Annotated in this window: 16 protein-coding genes; 9 read left to right on the top strand and 7 right to left on the bottom strand. The window is 57.0% G+C overall.

Annotated elements, in window-relative coordinates; all coding sequences use genetic code 11:
• Positions 1 to 18: 18 nt before the first annotated feature.
• Positions 19 to 2,445, bottom strand: a complete 2,427-nt coding sequence (priA, locus tag KK925_RS01150; RefSeq protein ID WP_214096183.1) for a replication restart helicase PriA — start codon at positions 2,443 to 2,445, stop codon at positions 19 to 21.
• Positions 2,446 to 2,489: 44 nt separating this feature from the next.
• Here priA and mnmE point away from each other — a divergent pair, with 44 nt between their 5' ends.
• The gene (mnmE, locus tag KK925_RS01145; protein ID WP_174581754.1) at positions 2,490 to 3,815 is read left to right on the top strand and encodes a tRNA uridine-5-carboxymethylaminomethyl(34) synthesis GTPase MnmE; all 1,326 of its coding nucleotides are present in this window, start codon (positions 2,490 to 2,492) and stop codon (positions 3,813 to 3,815) included.
• On the top strand, positions 3,812 to 4,849 hold the full coding sequence (locus KK925_RS01140; RefSeq protein WP_174581753.1) for a quinone-dependent dihydroorotate dehydrogenase: 1,038 nt from the start codon (positions 3,812 to 3,814) through the stop codon (positions 4,847 to 4,849). The genes mnmE and KK925_RS01140 overlap by 4 nt, the downstream gene beginning before the upstream one ends.
• 77 nt (positions 4,850 to 4,926) lie before the next feature.
• Here KK925_RS01140 and KK925_RS01135 read toward each other — a convergent pair whose 3' ends face one another.
• A complete protein-coding gene (locus KK925_RS01135; protein WP_174581752.1) occupies positions 4,927 to 5,592 on the bottom strand; it encodes an RlpA-like double-psi beta-barrel domain-containing protein in 666 nt (221 codons plus the stop codon).
• 57 nt (positions 5,593 to 5,649) lie between these two features.
• Between KK925_RS01135 and KK925_RS01130 the strand changes: the two genes are divergently transcribed.
• Positions 5,650 to 6,939: a glycosyltransferase gene (locus KK925_RS01130; protein WP_174581751.1), complete on the top strand. Its 1,290-nt coding sequence runs from the start codon at positions 5,650 to 5,652 to the stop codon at positions 6,937 to 6,939.
• Between the two features lie 177 nt (positions 6,940 to 7,116).
• Here KK925_RS01130 and KK925_RS01125 read toward each other — a convergent pair whose 3' ends face one another.
• Entirely contained in the window at positions 7,117 to 9,675 is a 2,559-nt protein-coding gene (locus KK925_RS01125; protein ID WP_174581750.1) for a tetratricopeptide repeat protein, read from the bottom strand.
• Positions 9,636 to 12,494 carry an excinuclease ABC subunit UvrA gene (gene uvrA, locus KK925_RS01120; RefSeq protein WP_174581749.1) on the bottom strand — a complete coding sequence of 953 codons (2,859 nt, stop codon included), beginning with the start codon at positions 12,492 to 12,494 and terminating at the stop codon, positions 9,636 to 9,638. Before uvrA ends, KK925_RS01125 begins: the two co-directional genes overlap by 40 nt.
• Before the next feature lie 247 nt (positions 12,495 to 12,741).
• On the opposite strand from uvrA, the gene KK925_RS01115 reads away from it, so the two are divergent.
• Together KK925_RS01115 and KK925_RS01110 are read left to right on the top strand one after the other, a co-directional pair.
• The gene (locus KK925_RS01115) at positions 12,742 to 13,476 is read left to right on the top strand and encodes an HD domain-containing protein (RefSeq protein WP_174581748.1); all 735 of its coding nucleotides are present in this window, start codon (positions 12,742 to 12,744) and stop codon (positions 13,474 to 13,476) included.
• A gap of 412 nt (positions 13,477 to 13,888) precedes the next feature.
• Positions 13,889 to 14,596, top strand: coding sequence for a P-loop NTPase family protein (locus tag KK925_RS01110; protein ID WP_174581747.1), 708 nt, complete (start codon positions 13,889 to 13,891; stop codon positions 14,594 to 14,596).
• Positions 14,597 to 14,737: 141 nt separating this feature from the next.
• Here the strand turns inward: KK925_RS01110 and thrB are convergent, their stop codons facing one another.
• From thrB to nadC, 3 genes are all read right to left on the bottom strand, one after another.
• Positions 14,738 to 15,649 carry a homoserine kinase gene (gene thrB, locus KK925_RS01105; protein WP_174581746.1) on the bottom strand — a complete coding sequence of 304 codons (912 nt, stop codon included), beginning with the start codon at positions 15,647 to 15,649 and terminating at the stop codon, positions 14,738 to 14,740.
• Complete coding sequence (locus KK925_RS01100; RefSeq protein ID WP_174581745.1) at positions 15,646 to 16,329, bottom strand: rhomboid family intramembrane serine protease; 684 nt, start codon at positions 16,327 to 16,329, stop codon at positions 15,646 to 15,648. Before KK925_RS01100 ends, thrB begins: the two co-directional genes overlap by 4 nt.
• Before the next feature lie 67 nt (positions 16,330 to 16,396).
• Positions 16,397 to 17,356, bottom strand: a complete 960-nt coding sequence (nadC, locus tag KK925_RS01095) for a carboxylating nicotinate-nucleotide diphosphorylase (RefSeq protein ID WP_174581744.1) — start codon at positions 17,354 to 17,356, stop codon at positions 16,397 to 16,399.
• A 197-nt stretch (positions 17,357 to 17,553) separates the two neighbouring features.
• Here nadC and atpB point away from each other — a divergent pair, with 197 nt between their 5' ends.
• The 4 genes from atpB to KK925_RS01075 all read left to right on the top strand — a co-directional run bounded on the left by atpB (position 17,554) and on the right by KK925_RS01075 (position 19,688).
• The gene (atpB, locus tag KK925_RS01090; RefSeq protein ID WP_236027798.1) at positions 17,554 to 18,405 is read left to right on the top strand and encodes a F0F1 ATP synthase subunit A; all 852 of its coding nucleotides are present in this window, start codon (positions 17,554 to 17,556) and stop codon (positions 18,403 to 18,405) included.
• A 102-nt stretch (positions 18,406 to 18,507) separates the two neighbouring features.
• Entirely contained in the window at positions 18,508 to 18,711 is a 204-nt protein-coding gene (locus tag KK925_RS01085; RefSeq protein WP_174581743.1) for an ATP synthase F0 subunit C, read from the top strand.
• A gap of 30 nt (positions 18,712 to 18,741) precedes the next feature.
• On the top strand, positions 18,742 to 19,245 hold the full coding sequence (atpF, locus tag KK925_RS01080) for a F0F1 ATP synthase subunit B (RefSeq protein WP_174581742.1): 504 nt from the start codon (positions 18,742 to 18,744) through the stop codon (positions 19,243 to 19,245).
• A gap of 50 nt (positions 19,246 to 19,295) precedes the next feature.
• The gene (locus KK925_RS01075) at positions 19,296 to 19,688 is read left to right on the top strand and encodes a F0F1 ATP synthase subunit delta (protein ID WP_174581741.1); all 393 of its coding nucleotides are present in this window, start codon (positions 19,296 to 19,298) and stop codon (positions 19,686 to 19,688) included.
• The last annotated feature ends 18 nt before the right edge of the window (positions 19,689 to 19,706 follow it).

Genomic DNA, 19,706 nt, shown 5'->3' with positions numbered 1-19,706 from the left:
AGCTCACCCCCCTTACAACTACCAGAACTCCACCGGATCCACGTCCACCTCGAGTCGAACTTTGGCATCCCGAAGGCGACTCTGAAGGGTAAAAAGTTTCCGAGCCAGTTCGGGGAGGCGCCGGGTTTTGATCAGAACCTGAAACCGGTACCGATCCCGGATCCTTTCAATAGGAGCCGACATGCACGGGCCTACGTCTGCCAGACCGCCAAGAGCCTCCATGATTCGATCGTGCGCTTGCTCGGCCAGCCGTCGCGTGCGTTCCTGATTCCTTCCTTCCCACGAAAGCAGCACCAGTTCAGCAAAGGGAGGAAAGAAAAACTTCTGCCGTAACTCGAGTTCCGACTCAGCAAACCCCTCAAAGTCGTGATGACGGGCAAACTGGATCGCCGGATGATGGGGACAACAAGTCTGAAGAAAGACGTGAGCTTCGCCCCCGGCCCGGCCCGCTCGCCCTGCCACTTGGGTCAATTGTTGAAACGCCCTCTCTGTTGCCCGAAAATCGGGGAGGGATAATACGAAATCCCACTCCAATACCACGACACATCCTAGGCCCGGAAAATCCAAACCCTTCGAGAGAATTTGTGTGCCAACCAGAATGTCTAGCTCCCCCTTGCGAAACGCGCGGACCGCCGCTTCCCATAAAGACCGGTCCTTAAGAGAATCCGAATCAGCCCGCAGCAGCCTCACCTGTGGGAAAAGCTCCCGCAAAAGCTCTTCAATCCTTTCCGTCCCCCTTCCCAGAAGCTTCATCGCAATGGCTCCACATCGTGGGCAGGCCTCTTGCCACTGGGACCGATGCGTGCAGTAGTGGCAGAGAAGCGCCTGCAAGCTTTTATGGAAGGCAAGGGCCACACTGCACCGGGGGCATCGGACAACCTCTCCGCAAACCTGGCACTGGACCGCGCCTGCGTACCCACGGCGATTGACATAGATAAGAACCTGTTTCCCTTGCTCCAGGCACTTTTGCACCTGCTCCCGAACAAAGGGAGCTAAAATTTCGTCCCCCTCCGGTTTGCGAGACGACGAACTGCGACGGCCTAAACGAAGGTCTACCACGTGAACCCAGGGTAAACGCGCCTTTCCCGCTCGCGCTTGGAGCTTAACGAGCCGGTATTCTCCCTGGTTGGCCTTGTACCAGGACTCAAGGGAAGGGGTTGCGGAACCCAACACAACGAGTGCGCCTTCCAGTTGCGCGCGCATCATTGCGGCTTGCCGCGCGTGATACCGCAAACCTTCCCTCTGCTTGTAGGAGGGATCCTGCTCCTCATCCAGCACGATAAGCGAAAGCTTGCGAAGGGGCAGAAAAAGAGCGGACCTTGTGCCCAACACGACACGAATCTCGCCCCTTTGAATTCTCCACCACTGCTGGACACGAATGGTTTCGGAAAGCCCGCTATGCCAAACCGCAATCGCATCCTGGGCAGGAAATCGAGCCTTGAGTCGTTCCAGATGCTGTGGGGTCAACGCTCTCTCAGGTACGAGCAATAGAGCGCTTCCGCCTCGTTTGAGCACATGGTCGATCGCCTCAAAGTAAATCTCGGTTTTCCCGCTTCCTGTTACTCCGTAAAGAAGAATGGGATGACCAGGGCCTCGATCTAGGCTTTGCGTAAGCACGGCAAGAGCATCCTTTTGCTCGCGGCTAAGAGTCACCTGAACAGGCGACGATTCCTCCCGGCAGAGCTCCACGGAGCGCTCTAAGGGTGGATCCCGAAAAACGACCCAACCCTTCGCAACTAAGCGTTCCCAAAAGTCCCGCGGCCACCTGGTTTTACGAATCACTTGTGAGATCGGAATCGGACTTCTCTCTTCCAACCACCGGCAGGCTTCGACTTCGGAAGGGTCCTCGCCGGAAAGGGAACCCTGGGCCGCTACCCAACCAGGTCCAAGTTCGAGCCACTTTGCTTGCGCTCGTCGACGGGAAGAAGGGTTTTCCCAGAGGCAAGCGGGAAGCATGGTTTTAAGCGCCAACGAGAGAGGGGCACAATAGTAGGACGCCAGTTCCCGAGCCAACACAAAGAAAGCCGTCCCAATCACCGGTTGCCGGTCGATCAGCTCCTTTACCGTCCATCTTGGTTTTCGTCTCCTCGCCCGGAACACCTGGTAGACAAGCCCTTTTCGCTCCCCTTCGGTCGAGGCAAGAATGACCCGGCAACCCGGCACAACGTCCTGGATTACCTCCTGGGGGACCCAAGCCACCAGGAGCGCTCCTCCTCCGCCCGGTACAAACACCTTGGCTTGATAGGACGTAACGCCAGGTTCTTTTGGCAAGGGTGGGTCAAAGAGACTAAATTCGCCTTGCTTTGGTAAAGGGTTTGACTGGTCCTGGATCATTCCTACCGTCTTCGGTTCATCCCGCTTGGTTTTGGCAGCCTGTGACCCGGAGGGTGCTATAGTGCTTCTCAAGGGAAGGCAGAACGGTCCTTCTCCACAGGATTCTTCCATCGCACCCCTTGTCCTTTGGGTCAAGGTAGGCTCTTTCCTTCAGTATGGACACCATTATTGCTCCAGCGACAGCTCCCGGAAAAGCTGCCCTGGCTGTTATCAGGGTCAGCGGACCAGCGGCACAGCCAATGACCCAGACTCTTTTGGAGCGGCCGATCCCGTGGATTCCGCAGCGCGCTACATTGGTGCGGTTATGGGACCGGGGGGAGTTTCTGGACCAAGCCGTTCTTGTGTATTGGAAAAAACCCCACTCGTTTACAGGGGAAGACGTGGTAGAGATTAGCTGCCATGGGAGCCCCTATATCGTGCAGAAAATGGTAGCTGCTTACATCGCCCGGGGAGCTCGCTTTGCGCTACCGGGAGAATTCACCCAACGTGCTTTTTTACATGGGAAGCTGGATCTTACCCAAGCTGAGGCGATCCATGAAATCATCCAGGCACAGACGCCGGCGGCCCTGGAAGGGGCCTTGGGGATTCACCAGGGGAAGTTACGGAATAAGATTGTGCAGCTACGGGAACGTCTCCTCGGGATAGTTGCCCACCTGGAAGCCTATGTCGATTTTCCCGACGAGGATGTTCCTCCCCTCGTGCAGAAAGAACTGGAAGAGGCCCTCGACTGCCTGGAGCAGGAACTAGAAGCCCTACTCCGGACGGCGCCGGTAGGAAAAATCCTTCGCGAGGGGGTGGTCACGGCCATTGTCGGAGCCCCCAATGTGGGGAAGTCGAGCTTGTTTAACGCGCTCCTGCGCGAAGACCGGGCCATTGTCTCCCCGATCCCTGGGACAACCCGAGACACGATTGAAACGGAGTGTCAACTGGGAGGATTTTGTCTTCGACTGGTGGACACCGCCGGAAGGAGAAAAACGGACGATTGGATCGAACAGGAGGGAGTCCGGCGGGCGGAAGCGGCCTTGGCCCAAGCCGATCTTGTCCTCTACGTCATCGTGGCCCCGGAACCAGAACCCGAAGAAGTCCGAAGGCTTCTTCCGCCCCCAGGAAAAGTGTGGCTTGTGGTCGCCAACAAATGCGATCTAGGGATTCATCCAGATCACAGGGACCGCATCTGTGTTTCCGCCCTCACGGGCCAGGGCCTAGACCGGCTGCAAGAAGAGATCGTACGCCAACTGACCGGAGGGCTTGCGCTGGCAAAGGAAGGGTGGATCACCATTAATCCTCGACATGAAGGGTTGCTTCGCCGAGCTCAAGAAGGCTTGCAACGCGCGAGAACTGCCTGGCAAGAAGGCGCAAGTCTTGAGCTTGTTAGCGTTGATCTGCGGGAGAGTCTCCAGGCACTGGGGGAAGTCATCGGACTTGGATGCCGGGAAGAAATCCTCGATGAGGTTTTCCGGCGATTTTGCATTGGGAAATGAATATCTATCGGCTAATACGCCCGTTGCTTTTCCTGTGCCCGCCGGAAGCGATTCACGCAGCTAGCTTACAACTCTTCCATCAAGCGGCGCGCCTGGGTTGTCTTCCTTCCTGGAACATTTCTCCGCGAGCTCTGGAGCGGCGGTTTTGGGGACTTTCCTTTCCGAATCCGGTAGGGTTAGCTGCCGGTTTTGACAAAAACGGCGTTGCCCTTCCCGCATGGGAACGGCTGGGTTTTGGGTTTGTGGAAATTGGTACGGTCACTCCGCGACCCCAAAAAGGCAACGCGAAACCCCGCCTCTTCCGAGTTCCGAGGGAACATGCGCTGGTTAACCGGATGGGTTTTCCCAACGAGGGAGCCCTTGCGATACGAAGGCGACTGGAGCGGCTCAAGGAGGAGGGCCAGTGGCCCAAAATCCCTGTGGGGATCAATATCGGCAAACAGAAAGAGACGCCCATCCCCGAGGCAGCTCGGGACTATGTGGAGGTCTTTACCCACCTTAGGGAACTGGGAGATTTTTTTGTCCTCAACGTGAGCTCCCCGAATACTCCAGAACTGCGTCGTCTGGAAACACCCGAAATGCTCCTTCGGCTGCTGGACGCCGTAGCTGCCTGCCATCCCCCTCGGCATTCCCCCAAACCAGTCCTGGTGAAACTTTCCCCTGACCATACCGAGCAGGAGCTAGAAAAACTGGTCACCCTTCTCGGGGAAGCCCCTTGCCAAGGAATTGTCTTTTGCAACACCAGCCTCAAAACCTCTCCGGACGGCCTCAGAGGGGGATGGAGCGGGGCGCCTCTCAAGGAAAAAGCCACGCGCCTTTTGCGAAAGATCGCCACATGGGCCTCCCCTCGCCTTGTTCTTATCGGGGTGGGAGGGATTGAAAGCCCAGACGATGCTTACGAGCGATTGGCAGCCGGAGCTGATCTTCTGGAAATTTATACAGGACTTGTCTACCGTGGGCCTTCCCTTGCGAGGGAGCTTTCTTTGGGTCTTTGGAAACGGGGAATACCGGCCCGACGCGTTCCCGTTCCCTGAGTCTAGGATCCTGGCCTTTTTTCCACCCGACTGTCCGTGGCGAGAAAGGGATCCCTACCCATTTTTTTCCCTTTCCCTTATCCCTGGCCTAGGACTGTGACAATCACATCAAACGCGTATTCAAAATCGGTGCCTTTTGGTCGGTTCCGGTCTCGTCCCTCGGAACCCCGAGGCTCATCTTCGCCCCAATAAAGATCAATCTGCCAGGGATTTAACCCACCTCCCGTATCCTCGATCCGCCAGCGGGAAGAGCCAAAAACCGCCCGGACCGTCGGGGAATCAATCTCAATCTCCTGACCAAGCCGCAGGTAAGGATTTCGAGAAGAAATCGCGCATGTGCGGTGCGCTTGCAATCGGTGGCCGTTGGCCGCCGTGGGAGCGGAGCAGTATTCATACGACCCTCCTCCCGCGTAGCGGATATAGTGGAACCCCCGTACAGGTGTGCGAATTCGGCCCGCTCCCTCCATTCGAACGGCCCAAAGAAAGGAAGCTGGATAGGGGTGAGCTCCGAGCCCCGGCGCTCGGACGGGCCTGACATCAAACCCGCGGCTAGCGCTAAAACCTTCCTCTTTCGGCAAATAGTAAAGGGTGCAAAAAAAATGGTACGGGTAGCTTTTTTTCGACCCGCCAGGATTCGCCTTCCCCCATGCTACCCCGTTCCCCAGCCAGAAAAGAGCGACCAGGACGAGGGCCATAGAGAGTCGATATCTTTGCTTGTGTCCTATCTCTGAGGACCACGTCATCCTTTGACCGTCGTTCTTGGGGGTTGGTTTTGTGGGTCGCATAAGCGACCTTTGGCCATGTCGCAACTTAGCTTTCTTCTGGCTGCCTGGGGATCCGCAGGCGACCGTTCCGTCTTTGTTGAACTGGGTCAGTTGCTGGTCCAGCGAGGTCATCGGGTAACCATGGTGGCACAGGAGGATTGGGGAAAAGAAGCCCAAAGGAGAGGCCTGGAATTTCGAGGTCTACCCGCGGGTCTTTCCGGCGAGGAGGATCCGCTGGAATCCGTCCTCCAGCTAGCCGCCCGCGGGACCAGTGGCTCCGTCTACGCCACAGTCGTTCGAAAGCTTGTCCTTCCCGTGATTGAACCAGCCTTCCACATTCTTTTGGAGGAGGCAGCCCGCCATGATTGTCTGGTGGCCCACCCCATGGCCCTTGCCGCCGCTTTTGTTTGGGAAAAAACCCGTATCCCCTGGGCGACCTTGTGCACGTCCCCTGCGATTACTCCCTCAAGCCTTCTTCCCCCCTGGCCCCCCAGGGTGCGCCTTGCCCGGAAAAGGATCACCCGCGCGTTGTATCGCTCGTGCTGGAACGCCCTTACTTGTGTCGCTTCTTTTCTTTTCGACGGGGAAATCAACCGGATCCGAAAACGCCTCGGGTTAGCCCCGCGCAAGCACGTTCTTTTTTCTCATCGCTCGACGCAACGGGTTCTCCACCTCTATAGCCCCACGTTCTTCCCGCGTGATCCCCAGTGGGGACCCGAACATGTGCTCACAGGTTTTCCGCATCCGAGAGAACCCTCCGGTTACTCTCCACCCAAGGATCTAGCCCATTGGTTAGCCCAGCACACACCTGTTTGGCTCTTTACCTTAGGAAGCACGGTGGTCAAATCTTTTGGACGGTCCTTCTACGAAGAGGCAGCCGAAGCCGTTCGCGGTTATCCTGCCGCCGCCATCCTTCTCATTGGAGAGGAGGGGAACCGACCCGCCCGGTTACCCTCCAATGCGCTGGCCATTCCCTGGCTTCCCCACGATTGGATTATGCCCCGGGTTTCTGTTGTGGCCCATCACTGCGGTATGGGTACGCTAGCCTCTGCCCTCCTGGCGGGAAAGCCGGCCGTTCTTTGCCCTTGCGCGTTTGACCAACCTTACAACGCAGCGCGCCTCGAAGAGCTGGGCGTGGGAAAGTACTTGCCGCGCCATCGCCGCAAGGCAGCCGGCTTACGCCTAGCGATGTGGGAGACCAGTACGGGGATGTACGCGCGCCAAGCCCAGATTGTGTCCAACAAGCTCCAAGGAGAGGATGGATTGGGCTGCGCCGCAATCCAACTCGAGGAGCTTGCCCGAACAAAAAGAGGCCCGGCACAGTGACTCGAAGGAATTGTACCCAGAAGAGTAACCCCAGCCTCTCCCTGTGAAAATAGGCTTTTCCCGCCGACCAATAGCTCCCCGCCTCCGGAAACCGGCGAGCAAAGGACCGAAGCACAAACTTTTGGGATTTCCTCCCTTTGTCGAGTCTTTCCAAGGTGCCCGCTTGGATCAGGGAAACTACTTTTGGGGCAAGACGAAATGTTCCCTGCGCAAGGTCATCACAGTCCGATGAAACTCTTCCCGGGTGGGACCCCCCAGCTCTTCTAGCGCTTCATAAACGGCAATGGCCCCCTCCCAATCCTTCGCTGCCAAACGGAGGGAAGCCGCCTCCAGGCCGGCTTTCACTCGCCAAAAAAAACTCTTTGCTTCCGACTCCCCCACCTTCCCCTCTAGCAGGGCAAGAAATAGCTCCAAAGCCTCCTCTTTTCTTCCTTCCTTGTCCAGCGCCATTGCCTCTTTATAAAGAGCCTCTTCCCTCCGTACGGAAGCCAGAAAGGAAGACTGGGCTGCCTGGGAAAACAGGATCGCAGCTTTGTTATAGTCTCCCAAAGCAAACAGGCACTCTCCCTCGGCCATGCGGGCCTCCGCCATGACCGCATTGTCCACCTTCGCCTGCTGGAGAAGATTGTGGAGAAGATCGGCAGCAACCCGGTACTGGCCGGCATTCTGGTAGACCCGTGCTTGCAAAAGCCGGGCCTGGGCCTTCCACGACGAGCCCTCAGGAATCTTTTCCAAAAGCGCTAGAGCGTTAGAGCCATCTCCTCGGGCTAAACTTGCCCTGGCAGCCCAGTAGAGGGAAGCGTCGGCAAGCTCGTGTTGAGGATATTCGACCGCTAGTTTCCCGAAAGCTGCCTCTGCACCTACCAGGTCCTGGACCAAAAGGGACAGTTCTCCTGCTTGAAACAAGGCAATGGGCGCCATGGAATGGTGGCTGTGAGTTGAAACCCAAGAAAGAAGGGAATCTCGTGCCTGTCGCGCGTCCAGTTCCCCGGACCAGTAAGCGGAAAGGATCACCTTGTAGAGAGCCTCTTCTTTTTGAGCACCCCCTTTGACCGCTTGGGCCACCTCTTGATAGCACGCACGGGCTTCTCGATAATGCCGGTTCTCAAATAAGAGATCCCCGAGGGCCAAAAGGAGACCCGGATGATTCTTTCCCAAGCCAGGCAGCGCAAGGCCCTCCCGGAAGGCTTGTTCCGCCAACGCGTCCTTTCCCAACCGGCGGTACAACTCGGCACGCTCACATACCAACGGTTCCAGAAGCTGGCTCGAGGGATAACGCCGGACAAAGATCTGGTAGCCTTTTTCAAACTCCTCTACCTTACCCCCCCTGGCTAGAGAGACGAGCCAGTTAAACGTAGCCTTCTCTCCCAACCGAGGGTCCTCAATGGCTGCCTCTCGATAATGCTCTGCCGCACGGCCATAAACACCCTTGGCAAAAAGGATCTCCCCCATGACAAAGTGGGGATAACCGGCTAGGGCGGGCGAAGCCAGCTCCTGGGCTTGACCTAGGGCTTCCAGCGCCCGGTCGGCTTCCCCTTGCTTGAGCCACTCCATGGCTAACTGGTAGTATCCGAAAGCCTTCCAAAAAGGGGGAAGCCCCTCCTCCACAATCCGTTGCCAACCGAGAAGCGCTTGCCGCTTAGGACCGAGAAAGGCTGCAAGCTTTGGATCTTCCATGGCCAGGCGCAACCGTAACCAGTCGATCCAAACTCTGCCGTCTGCGTCCAACTGGGGCAAAACTTCCTCCCATCTCCCCCATCGCATCGCGACCGTTGCCGATTCCCGTGCCGTTTGGACGTAAAGCTCCGCAAGAGCCCAGCCCAAAGAACTGGCTCGTATTCCCGGGGTGTGGAAGAGGATCCCTTCCAAAAAGTCCATAGCTTTTTCGGGCTCTCCCACGGCCAGAAGACTTTTCCCAAGCGAATAAGCGGCCGCGAGGCGAAATTGCCGCTCCGCGGGGGTCGCTTCCTCAAGGAATTTCTTTTGCCATTGGATGGCTTGCTCCAGTTTTCCCGCGTCTCGATCCAGTTCCCCAAGCCAGAACCAGGCTTCGTGCACCGGGTTGTTACCAGGGGCCGTTTGAGCCAGCCGTTCAAACCGGCTTCGAGCCAGCTCTTTTTCCCCGTCCTCGATCTCGATCCGCCCGAGATCCAAAAGGGCTTTTTTACTCCAACCACTTGAGCCCAAAGCTAGCTTTTGAAGCGCTTCCTTAGCTTGTTCCTTTTTTCCTTGCTGCCAGAAGATCCATGCCAGGGCATAAGACCACTTTTGCTTTTCCTCTTCCGAAGCAACTTTCGCAAGAACTCCCTGTGCGAGCTGCTCTGCCTCATCCCATTTCCCACAGGCAGCCAAACTTTGAAGTTGCCACCAGCTCCATTGACTCCGAAGCTCAGCCGGAACCTCTCCGCGAGGCCGAGATAGCACCCGAAGTGCCTCCCGCGGCTCCTTGGAAAAATAAAGAGCCTGAGCCTGGGCTAACTGGACCTCCGCAGCGGCTCGCGTATGGGGAAATTGCCGCAAATATCTCTCAGCATAGGCAAGCGTCCGGTCAAAAAGGCCGTGAGCGAGCGTCCAAAAGGCTTGCTCCTTAAGACGCTCTTGGGAAAGATCAGCGGGATAGGCCCAAGAGCTCAGAATCCCCCCGATCGCAAGAAAGAGCATCCAACATCGCCCTTTCGACTGGATGGGAGCCTTTTTTACTTCGGGCCGGGGCATGCCATGACTTTGCGTAACCATTGTCCCGTGATACTCCCTGGATGAGCCGCTATTTCCTCAGGGGTCCCCTGGGCCACTATTTCCCCTCCCTCCTCACCTGCCTCTGGACCAAGATCGATCACATAGTCGGCGCACTGGATGACTTCGAGGTGATGTTCGATGACAATCACCGTGTTTCCTAAATCGCGAAGTCTCCGAATGACCTCAAGCAGCTTCTGGATGTCCGCCTGATGAAGCCCGGTGGTGGGTTCGTCCATGAGGTAGACCGTTCTGCCGGTCGAACGCTTGGAAAGTTCCGTGGCTAGTTTCAGTCGCTGGGCTTCCCCTCCCGAAAGGGTGCTGGCAGGTTGGCCAAGCCGTAAATACCCCAGCCCCATCTCCGCTAACACCGAAAGTTTCTCTCGGACACGAGGAACATTGCGGAAAAACTCCAAAGCTTCCTCTACGGTCAGGTCTAAAACGTCAGCGATATTTTTTCCCTTGTAGGTGATTTCGAGAGTTTCGCGGTTAAACCGCCGCCCCTGGCAATGGTCACAAAGGACCTCCATAGGGGGAAGCAAGGTCATCTCGATCCGAACGAACCCTTCCCCGCGACATCGTTCGCATCGCCCGCCGGCCAGGTTAAAACTGAACCGGCTCGGTCCGTACCCCCGAACCCGAGCAGCGGGAACCTGAGCGAATAGCTCTCGAATGGGTTCCAAAATCCCGCAATAGGACAGAGCATTGGAACGCGGGCTTCGACCGATGGGTGACTGATCCACGACGATCACCCGGTCAATGTGCTCAACTCCCTCCATGGCCTCGTGGGCTCCCGGGCGTTCGCGGCCCCCGCAAAGACGCCGGAAAAGACCACGGGCCAAAACGTCCATCACCAGCGTGCTTTTCCCTGAACCGCTCACCCCGGTCACACACGTAAAGAGCCCCAAAGGGAAAGCAACCGTGAGATTCTTTAGGTTGTGTTCCTTGGCGCCAATGACCCGTAGCGAAGCTTGGGGTTTCTTTCGCTCGATAGGGGGAGTCATGCGGAGTTCGCCTCGAAGCAGGGCTCCCGTGAGCGAGCGAGGATTGCTTTGGAGTTCCTGCGGGGTCCCGCAGGCTACGACTCTTCCCCCTTGCGATCCCGCCTTAGGGCCCAGCTCTATGATGTAATCCGAAGCCCGGATTGTCTCTTCATCATGTTCCACAACAATGACCGTGTTCCCTAAATCGCGTATCTGGCGCAAGACCGACAAAAGCCGGTAGTGATCCCTGGGATGCAGCCCGATGGAAGGTTCATCCAGCACATACAGAACCCCGCTCAATTGCGAGCCTAGCTGGGAGGCGATCCGAATCCGCTGGAGTTCTCCTCCCGAAAGACTCGAAAGCGGCCGATCCAACGTCAGATACCCAAGCCCGATTTCCTCCAAAAGACGCAACCGCTTCCGGAGCTGGGCCTGCAGTTCCCGGCCAGCCTTATTTCCCTGCCCGCCCTCTTCCCAAAAGAGTCCCTCGACCCACTGGCAAGCTTTGCGAACCGTTAAGCCCACAACCTCCCCGATCCCCATGGGACCAAAGCCGCGACTGGCTACAGTCACCGCCCGGATCTCTGATTTAAGACGCGTCCCTCCACACCGGGAACAGGGGGCGGGGGAAAGGTAGGGCTCAAGCTTCCGCTGGATGAAGGAGGAGCGAGCTTCCCGGTACAGTCTCGCCAGCGCCCCCACAAGCCCTTCCCACCCGTGCTCCTTTGCCGTTGCCGAGTCCTGGGAAGCCTTTGAATCGTTTTCTCCCCAAAGAACACACCGGCGAAACTCCAACGAACAATCCTCCCACGATCGATCCCAACGCTCTCCATATCGAGCCGCCAGCTCCCGAATGGCTGTGCCATACGCCACCCGGATCCCCTTCGGCAACTCGGCTAGCGGCGCAAACGGAAGTTCAGACAAGGGAGCTCGAGGATCGGAAATCAGAGCGTCCGCATCCACTACAAGCTCTGTACCTAACCCATGACACGCCTCACAAGCCCCCAACGGATTGTTAAACGAAAAATGACGAGGGGTAAGCTCACCAAAACAAAATCCTGTCTGCGGATCAAAGGGCAAAACGGAGGCAAGCCACTCCTTGGCCTCTGGCCCCTCCTCACCCACCACCACGCGGACCCTTCCCCCACCGAGGCGAAGAGCCAGCTCGACCGAGTCTGCAAGCCGCAAGCGGGCCTGCGGAGAGACACGGAGCCGGTCGACCACTACCTCAATCGTATGAGCCCGGCCCTTGGCCAATCCACGGACTTCTTCTAAGAGCACCCACTGGCCGTCGATTCGCGCTCGTAAAAATCCCTCTCGCCGGAGCCGCTCGACTACATCCCGGAATTGGCCTTTTTGTCCTTCGACCACCGGAGCCAGAATCTGGACCAGCGTCTGGGACGATTCCCCAACAATCCGATCCACAATTTCGCTCACCGTGTAGCGACGAAGCTCTCTTCCGGTGCTAGGATCGTGCGGGGTCCCACAATGCGCAAAGAGAATTCGCAACACATCGTAGATCTCCGTGGCTGTTGCCACGGTGGCCCGGGGACTCGTCCCAGCGTAGGCGTTTTGACCGATCGCAATCGCCGGAGGTATCCCCTCGATATAGTCCACCTCAGGTTTCTGGAGCTGCCCAAGCCAAACCCGCGCATCGGCCGAAAGGCTCTCCATATAGCGCCGTTGCCCTTCCGCATAAAGGGTATCAAAAGCAAGGGAGGACTTACCCGAACCACTAACCCCAGTAAGAACGACGAGGCGATTTTTCGGAATCGAAAGGCTCAGGTTCTGCAAGTTGTGCTCCCGAGCCCCCTGCACACGAATGACATCGAAAGACATACGAAAAAAGGAAACATTTCGACCGATAGGGGTATTTTACCCTAGGATGCTCGTGACCACCACCCCCCTGGCTAGCGACCCAGATTTCGTTTCACCCCTTCCACTCCTCCGTGAACCGGAGCCAAAGCCGATTACCTAGAGTCCCTAGCCGCGGCCTCCATGGGTTTCCCACTGGCCCATCCCTGGGTTTCCGCTTGGGTTCCAAGAGTCGCCCGGCTCATGCACCCCACCAAAAACCAAAAAAGTCTTGCCTCTTTTCTTCACCGAATTTTTGCAAAAACCCGTTGGAGGCCACAAACACCACCGGCCGTTCCATCCTCGGACAGAAAAAGGGGCCACGGCGGAACTGGCCGAAAGCCAAACTAAGCCTACCTTTGTTACCATGAAGGAACAAGATCGCTTTGCGTGGCTGTGGCAAAAGGCCGTTTCCTTTGCAGCAAGAAAACATCGAGGGCAGTTCCGTAAGGACGGCAAAACCCCCTACATCGCCCATCCTCTTCGCGTTGCCGTGGTGCTTTTGCACCTATTTGGGATTTCGGATGAACGTGCCCTCTGCGCTGCCATTCTTCATGACACTCTCGAGGACACCCGTACCGACTATGATGAGCTAGCCCAAGAGTTTGGCAGGGAAATTGCCGACCTTGTATCCATCTTAAGCAAGGACGCCCGAGTTCCCGAGCCCCAAAGGGAAACCGAATACCGCGCCCGGCTCCTAGAGGCCCCTTGGCAAGCCTGGGCGGTTAAGCTGGCCGACGTATATGACAATCTTTCCGAATCGGACCCCAATTCCCCTTCCTTTGCCAAGATTCAAGCTCAAGCCCAATGGATTGTGGGTGTCACGCAAGGGAAAGAAGGGCTAGCCAAAGGGCGACAGCAGCTTTTAGAGCTTTTATCCTCCTTGGCCAAATTGGGAAACTTACAAACCCCCCTCGGGCAGGACTTTGCTCCTAGCCCCATGGCCATGGCACCGGACAAGGGGTAACCCCATGTTCCCTCGGGGGTCTGCCTATCAAAGAAATCCCGCAATGAGAAAGAAGGGAAAAAAGCTCCCCTCCCGAGCGGGAGATGTTCCGCGTTTCTCCCCTGACAGGCCCAGAGACGCCCCTGGGCTTTTTTACCCATTGGTGCGACCAGCCCCCTCTTCCTGCAGCAAGCTTCTTGACACGGGTTGAAGCAGGGCGATCATGACACGGAGGATCCCGCAAACCGGCAGGCAAGGAGGCAAAATCACAATGGCAGGCATTTTTTCCTCACGTTCCCGTCGCCAGCTTTGAGGGATTTGGCTTAGCTAGAAGGAGAAAACCTTGAGCCGAAAGCCCCCCGGGACTCAAAAACACAACCCTCGCCGCCGGAAGGATCGGGGTAATCCAAAGGAAAGGAGGGAGAAAAAAGCTATGACGACCCATAAAACCGAGGGTAAACGGTTAATCCTAGTTCACGGGGAAAAAGGGGGTGTCGGCAAAAGCACTTTTGCCCGTACCCTGGCGGAGTTTTATACGGAACACTTTATTCCCTGGCATGGATACGACTGTGATGCCAACCGAGGTCCCCTATTTCGTTGTTACAAAGACCGGGTGAGCACGGTTTCGCTTTACCAAGTGCAAAGCATTGACTCGATCCTATCAGGGCTAACCAAGCCCTACGATCGGCTTATCGTGGATCTAGGAGCCCGCAGCGGAGAACTCGTGCAGCGTTGGATGGACGATGTGGATCTTCTCGCGTTGCAGGACGAGCTTCCCTTTACCCTCACGGTGGCTTTGGTCATCGGACCGCTCCAAGATTCGATCGACATTGTGTGTCAAACGCTTGAAAGTCTCAAAGACAAGGCCAAGTACGTGGTGGTCAAAAACCAGTACTTTGGCCAGGACGCCTTTGGCCTGTATGATCGGAGCCGGGCTCCCAGTCTCCTCAAGCGGTACCGGTCGGTGGAGATCAGCCTACCCGCACTGGCAAGCCCTGCCTTCTTACAAGTCGACGCGGAGAACCTTGCTTGGAGAGCTGCTACCATGGACGATCGGCTCGATTTGGGGACGCGCCAAAGGGTCAAGACCTTTCTGCGTTCAGCTTTCGAGCAGCTGGAGAAGGCAGCCGATTTCCTCTAGCGCCATCTTTTGACCGTTAAAAAAGCTGCCAACGGGTATCGCAAGCAGAGCTTCGGCAGCCTCTTGGTAGAATCTCTGCGGTGCTTGGAGAAAACGCGTGCCCGAAACGCTTTTCTATTCCGAAGCGCTCGTTGGCCCGGTTCATGCGACCCGAAGGATCCGCACGCCAGAGTTATCGGGGCCCACCACCTGGACTTGCCCGCAAACGCGTTGGCGCGAGGCGGCTTCCGCCATGGCCTCTTTCACTCTCCGGGTGTTTCGCATGGCCAAGGCGGCAAGAGTGGGCCCAGAACCGCTCAACCAAAAACCCTGAGCTCCAGCCTCTAGAGCCGCTTTTTTTATGGCTTCCCAGTAGGGAAGCAGGCGTGTGCGGACAGGCTGGTGCCAAACATCCTCGAAAAGATCTGGGCTTAATTGCCACTTTCTCCCAAAGAATTGACCAGCCAGTACAACCGCCCTCCCTAGGTTCGACACAGCGTCAGTGAGCGGAATGGCCGCAGGGAGAACTTTTCGCGCACTCTCCGTGGAGAGCTCCTGGGAGGGGATAAAAAGCACGACACGAAAATGCTTGGGAAGCGGGATTCGTAAAAAGCGCGCCCCTCCCGACGTAGAAGCGACAAACCCGCCCAGTGCGCAAGGCAGCGCGTTATCAGGATGCCCTTCCAGCTGGGCCGCCCAGCGGGCCAGTTGCTCCCGGTTCCACGCAATCCCCGCAAGCTTGACCAGAGCCGCAAGAACGGCTACCCGCGCGGCAGCGCTACTCCCGAGCCCTCGAGCCAGAGGGATTTCTTGTTGCACGCAATTCCACTGGAAGGGAAAAGCCTCCGTTTGGGATTGCACAAAAAAAAGTTCCGCTACCTGGCGAACAAGAGGAGGGAGTTCGGGAGGGGAGATGGAGCCCGGATCATTACGCTCAACCCGAAAAACGTTATACAGGGCCAAGCCCAACCCCAAAGTATCGAACCCGGGGCCCAGGTTCGCTGTGCTCGCCGGAACCCGCACCCACACGGAACGGACTTCCCGTCCCCAGTCCTTTCGCTTCGCCTCCCTCATCGTGCCTGGGCTTGGTAGGAGGGCACCTGCCAAGGAGGAGTCAGAGGGAGGAGCCGGACAAAAAGATAACCGAAAATCGCCCCTCCCAGGTGAGCTGAATGGGCCACCTGGGGCATCCAATGGAACAGCTGGCAAAGGGCTTCAAAGGCCACCAAAAGCCAAGCAAGCGTTCGAGCGCTGGCGACCACCGGGATAGGGAAAAGGACCCAGAATCGTTCCGTCGCACGCAAGGAAGCAAAACCGGTGATTAACCCAAAGACGGCACCGCTGGCACCCATGACTCCCTGCATGTCTCCCGGATCCGCTACGAACCACCCCGCCGCACCTGCCAATACGCTGCCCAGGTACAAAAGAGCAAATCGCAAGCTCCCGAGAAGACTTTCCAGCTCCCACCCCAAAATGTAGATCAAAAGAACATTGAGAAAGAGGTGAAAGGGTAAAAATTCTGCGTGGAGCCAGGCGTAGGTTAGGCCCTGCCAGTACCATCCCCGGGCCAAGCCATCCAAACTCAACGAAAAAAGGCTTCGAAACCGGACCGATCCAAAAAAGAAAATGGCGACCAGTTGAACGAGGTACACCGAGAAGTTGCTTGCCACAAGGAAATAGGTCACCGGGGACCGACGCAGATGATCGAAGAGCGCCCCATGGAATCGAGCCGGCGGGGGAGAAACCCACGTCATAGCAAAACGTACTCCGTTACGAAGGCCACTGACAAAGATTTTCCTCTTCCCCCACCCCGGGGGTCTTTTAGCCGGAAGGGGACAAAAGCTCGGTTTGCAAGGAAAAATCGCTCCATACTGCCGCTCGAGTCACTTGACCAAGCGAAATCCGTACCACCCCCGTCTGGGCTACCTCCCGCAGGTTGCCTAACCCGATTCCGCCAGATGCTTCTAGCTGTACCTTTTTTCCTAGCTCGTTCACCGCCTGACGCAGTTCCTCAAGGGAAAAATTGTCAAGCAAGATGCCATCCACCCCAAGGCTGGCGAACTGACGTGCCTCCCCAAGAGTTTCGGCTTCGATCCACACTGGAACCCCGGGAAAACGCTGCCGGAACTGGCTAATCCTTTCCGCTAGCTCCTTCCAGTTCTCGTTCCGGTAATATACAAGGTGGGTGTCCTTTAGGAGCACCATCTCGCCCAGCGTCCAACGATGATTCTCCATCCCCCCACAAGCCACGGCATATTTTTCTAAGATCCGCAGCCCGGGAGTTGTTTTTCGAGTATCCAAAAGGGTTACCCTGGCCCCCCCGAGAGCCTCAACCAAGTTGCGCGCCATGGTGGCTATTCCGGAAAGGCGTCCTAGGAAATTCAGTGCGACCCGCTCCGCGGTAGCGATCGCTTGCAAATGGCCTACGACGGTGAGCACCACTTGCCCCGCCTCCACCCGCTCTCCTTCTGCAACCTGACCAACCCACTGGATCGAGGGATCCAGCTTGCGAAAACACAAAGCGGCGAGGGCTACTCCACAAACCACGCAGGGTTCCTTGGCCACAACCCGCGCTTGAGCCCTTGTCCCCGGCGGGACGAACCACCGGGTTGTGACATCCTTTTGAGAAAGCTTTTCCCAGTGGGCACCCTGGAAGGGCCCACAATCCTCCCGGAAAGCGGCACGGATCAGGCGTTGGATTTCTTTCTGGTGGGAATCCCACAACCGTTCCCATCGAAGGGGTTGGGGCGTGGAATCTTTGGAACCGCTAATAGTCGTCATGCGGTCCAGGGCCTCGGCTTTCCCTACAATCAGTAAACGTTGTGTCCTCGGCGTTGCGCGCAATACCAAAAGCGGCAACAGAGTTTAGGGCAGAGACCATCGGGCTTTGGTATTAGCACAGCTTTACAAAAAAACGAGTTTGGCACCAAAAAAACGTTTGCAATCCTGGTCTGGGCCGTATAGGAAGCTTCCCAGTTGTGAAAGGACTTTTTCTAGCGGTCGCCTCATCCGGGCAAAAGGCGCCGGTGCTTAACCCGGCAGCCGAGGTCGTTTTTTCCCTTGGGCCCATTCCCATCACCAATTCCATGATCGCTACCTGGGTGGTGGCCGGGCTTTTATTCCTTTTCATTCGCCTGGGTACCCGGAAGCTTACCCTGGTTCCTAGCGGGTTGCAAAACCTGATCGAAGCATGCGTCGAGGGGCTTGAAGCGATGACCAAGGGGTTACTGGAACCCAAGGTAGCCAATTGGGCCTTTCCGGTGGTGGCGACCTTTTTTATCTTTATTCTCCTTTGTAATATGACCGATCTTCTTCCCGGAGTCGGAAGCATCGGATGGGGAGTACCGGACCCTTCCAATCCGCTCCCGGCCGCCCTTCGAGAAACGGCCGTTCCGCTGCTTCGCCCTCCCACCTCCGATGCGAATCTTACCGGAGGGATGGCTCTGGTTTTTTTTCTGACCAACACGTGGTGGACGATCCGCTACCAGGGGCCCAAGGGGCTTCTTTTGCATTTGTTCGGGCCCAAGGGGGGGCTTAGAGGTTGGATCGCCATCCCCTTAGCTCTCATTTTTGTGGCCGTGGGGTTCATTGAGATTATCTCCATTCTTATCCGGCCCGTGGCGCTTTCAGTCCGGCTATATGGAAATATCTTTGCGGGAGAAGCGGTTTTGGACGTCATGCTGGGCTATCTCTGGGGACTTCCGGCGGTACCGTTTTACTTTTTGGAAGTCCTGGTTGCGGTGGCCCAGGCGATGGTTTTTTCGCTCTTGACCATTGCTTTTACGGCGACGACTTGCTCCCATATTGAGGAAGCCCATCCTCACAAGTAGGGGATTGGCAGGGAGATAGGGATCAAAAACGAAAACCGGGTGAAAAGGAGAAGAAATAGGGGGAAAAGTCATCGAAAGCAGCAGGGACAAAAGGAGGAGAAGATGCTAGCAGAAATTACGGGTAACATTGGCGTTGGACTGGCAGGATTGGGGGCCGCGATTGGAGTTGGTCTTACGGCTGGAAAAGCGGCGGAGGCCATCGGGCGCAATCCGGGGGCCTTTGGGCAGATTTTCACTCTGGGGATTTTGGGGATGGCCTTTGCGGAGGGACTGGCTATTATGGTGTACTTTGTGGTGAGCAAGTAGGGACAAAAGGAAAGGGCTAGGGATTTTTTTATGGAAGAAACACTCCTCCAGCTGGGGATTTCCTGGCCGAAGCTCTTGGCCCAGACGCTCAATTTTGCGATCGTTCTTTTTGTGCTCCAGCGGTATGCCTACCGCCCGATTTTGCGACTTTTGGAAGAGCGCAGGGAGCGGATCGCCGAGAGTCTTCGCAAGGCCGAGGAGATCGATCGGCTCCTAGCGGAGGCTGAAGCCAAGCGCAAAGCCATCGTCATGGAGGCGAACCAGCGGGCGAGCCAGATTATCGAGGAGGCACAACGGGCCGCCGAGGTGCAAGGACAGCGCTATTTGGACCGGGCCTTGCAGGAATCGGAGCAAATTTTAGCGAAAGCCCGGGAGCTTGCCGCTCGGGAACGGGAACAAACCCTCGCTGAGGTTCGGCGGCAGGTGGTGCGCTTGGTCGTGGAATTAACTTCCAGGGTTTCAGGTAAGGTTCTAACGCAGGAGGATCACCGGAGACTTCAGGAAGAAACACTGGCTGAGCTGGAGCGGAACTAGCCTCCTGCAGGGAGGGAGAAAGCTCGCCCGAGAGGCTTTGGGGAGACGGGATGAAGGTCGGAAGGGAAGCCAAAAAGAAGGCCAAAAGCCTTTTCCGCCAGTGTTTGCTGGAAGGAGAACTGGATCCGGAGAAGTTCCGGGTCGTGGTCCGGGAGTTCTTGCAGCAAAGACCCAGAGGTTACCGAGCGGTGCTTGTGCGGTTACGACAACTGGTTGCCTGTGAAATCAGCCGGAGGACCTTCCGGGTGACTTCGGCCCAGCCACTCCCCGACGAAGGGGAGGAGATTTTCCGCCGCCTTGAAGAGCGATTTGGGTCTCCCCTGGCGCGAGAGTTTCACGTCGATCCAGATCTTATTGCAGGTTTACGCATCCAGGTAGGTTCCCAGCTTTGGGATGGTTCGCTTCGGGCAAGGTTGAAGCGATTGGAGGAGGTCTTGGTGTGACGGAGAGGCGGTCAGGGG

The organism is Candidatus Methylacidithermus pantelleriae, from assembly GCF_905250085.1.
Lineage (GTDB): Bacteria > Verrucomicrobiota > Verrucomicrobiia > Methylacidiphilales > Methylacidiphilaceae > Methylacidithermus > Methylacidithermus pantelleriae.
The sequence above is the reverse complement of the archived record's forward strand: the minus strand, read 5'-3'. Positions and strand labels throughout refer to the sequence as shown.

Bases quoted from the DNA above. Each gene is read 5' to 3' on its own strand.
- KK925_RS01085 (WP_174581743.1), top strand. From the start codon at position 18,508: ATGCTAGCAGAAATTACGGGTAACATTGGCGTTGGACTGGCAGGATTG.
- KK925_RS01125 (WP_174581750.1), bottom strand. From the start codon at position 9,675: ATGGTTACGCAAAGTCATGGCATGCCCCGGCCCGAAGTAAAAAAGGCT.
- KK925_RS01140 (WP_174581753.1), top strand. From the start codon at position 3,812: ATGAATATCTATCGGCTAATACGCCCGTTGCTTTTCCTGTGCCCGCCG.
- atpF (WP_174581742.1), top strand. From the start codon at position 18,742: ATGGAAGAAACACTCCTCCAGCTGGGGATTTCCTGGCCGAAGCTCTTG.
- mnmE (WP_174581754.1), top strand. From the start codon at position 2,490: ATGGACACCATTATTGCTCCAGCGACAGCTCCCGGAAAAGCTGCCCTG.
- KK925_RS01075 (WP_174581741.1), top strand. From the start codon at position 19,296: ATGAAGGTCGGAAGGGAAGCCAAAAAGAAGGCCAAAAGCCTTTTCCGC.
- uvrA (WP_174581749.1), bottom strand. From the start codon at position 12,494: ATGTCTTTCGATGTCATTCGTGTGCAGGGGGCTCGGGAGCACAACTTG.
- KK925_RS01130 (WP_174581751.1), top strand. From the start codon at position 5,650: ATGTCGCAACTTAGCTTTCTTCTGGCTGCCTGGGGATCCGCAGGCGAC.
- priA (WP_214096183.1), bottom strand. From the start codon at position 2,445: ATGGAAGAATCCTGTGGAGAAGGACCGTTCTGCCTTCCCTTGAGAAGC.
- thrB (WP_174581746.1), bottom strand. From the start codon at position 15,649: ATGAGGGAGGCGAAGCGAAAGGACTGGGGACGGGAAGTCCGTTCCGTG.
- KK925_RS01135 (WP_174581752.1), bottom strand. From the start codon at position 5,592: ATGACGTGGTCCTCAGAGATAGGACACAAGCAAAGATATCGACTCTCT.
- nadC (WP_174581744.1), bottom strand. From the start codon at position 17,356: ATGACGACTATTAGCGGTTCCAAAGATTCCACGCCCCAACCCCTTCGA.
- KK925_RS01110 (WP_174581747.1), top strand. From the start codon at position 13,889: ATGACGACCCATAAAACCGAGGGTAAACGGTTAATCCTAGTTCACGGG.
- KK925_RS01100 (WP_174581745.1), bottom strand. From the start codon at position 16,329: ATGACGTGGGTTTCTCCCCCGCCGGCTCGATTCCATGGGGCGCTCTTC.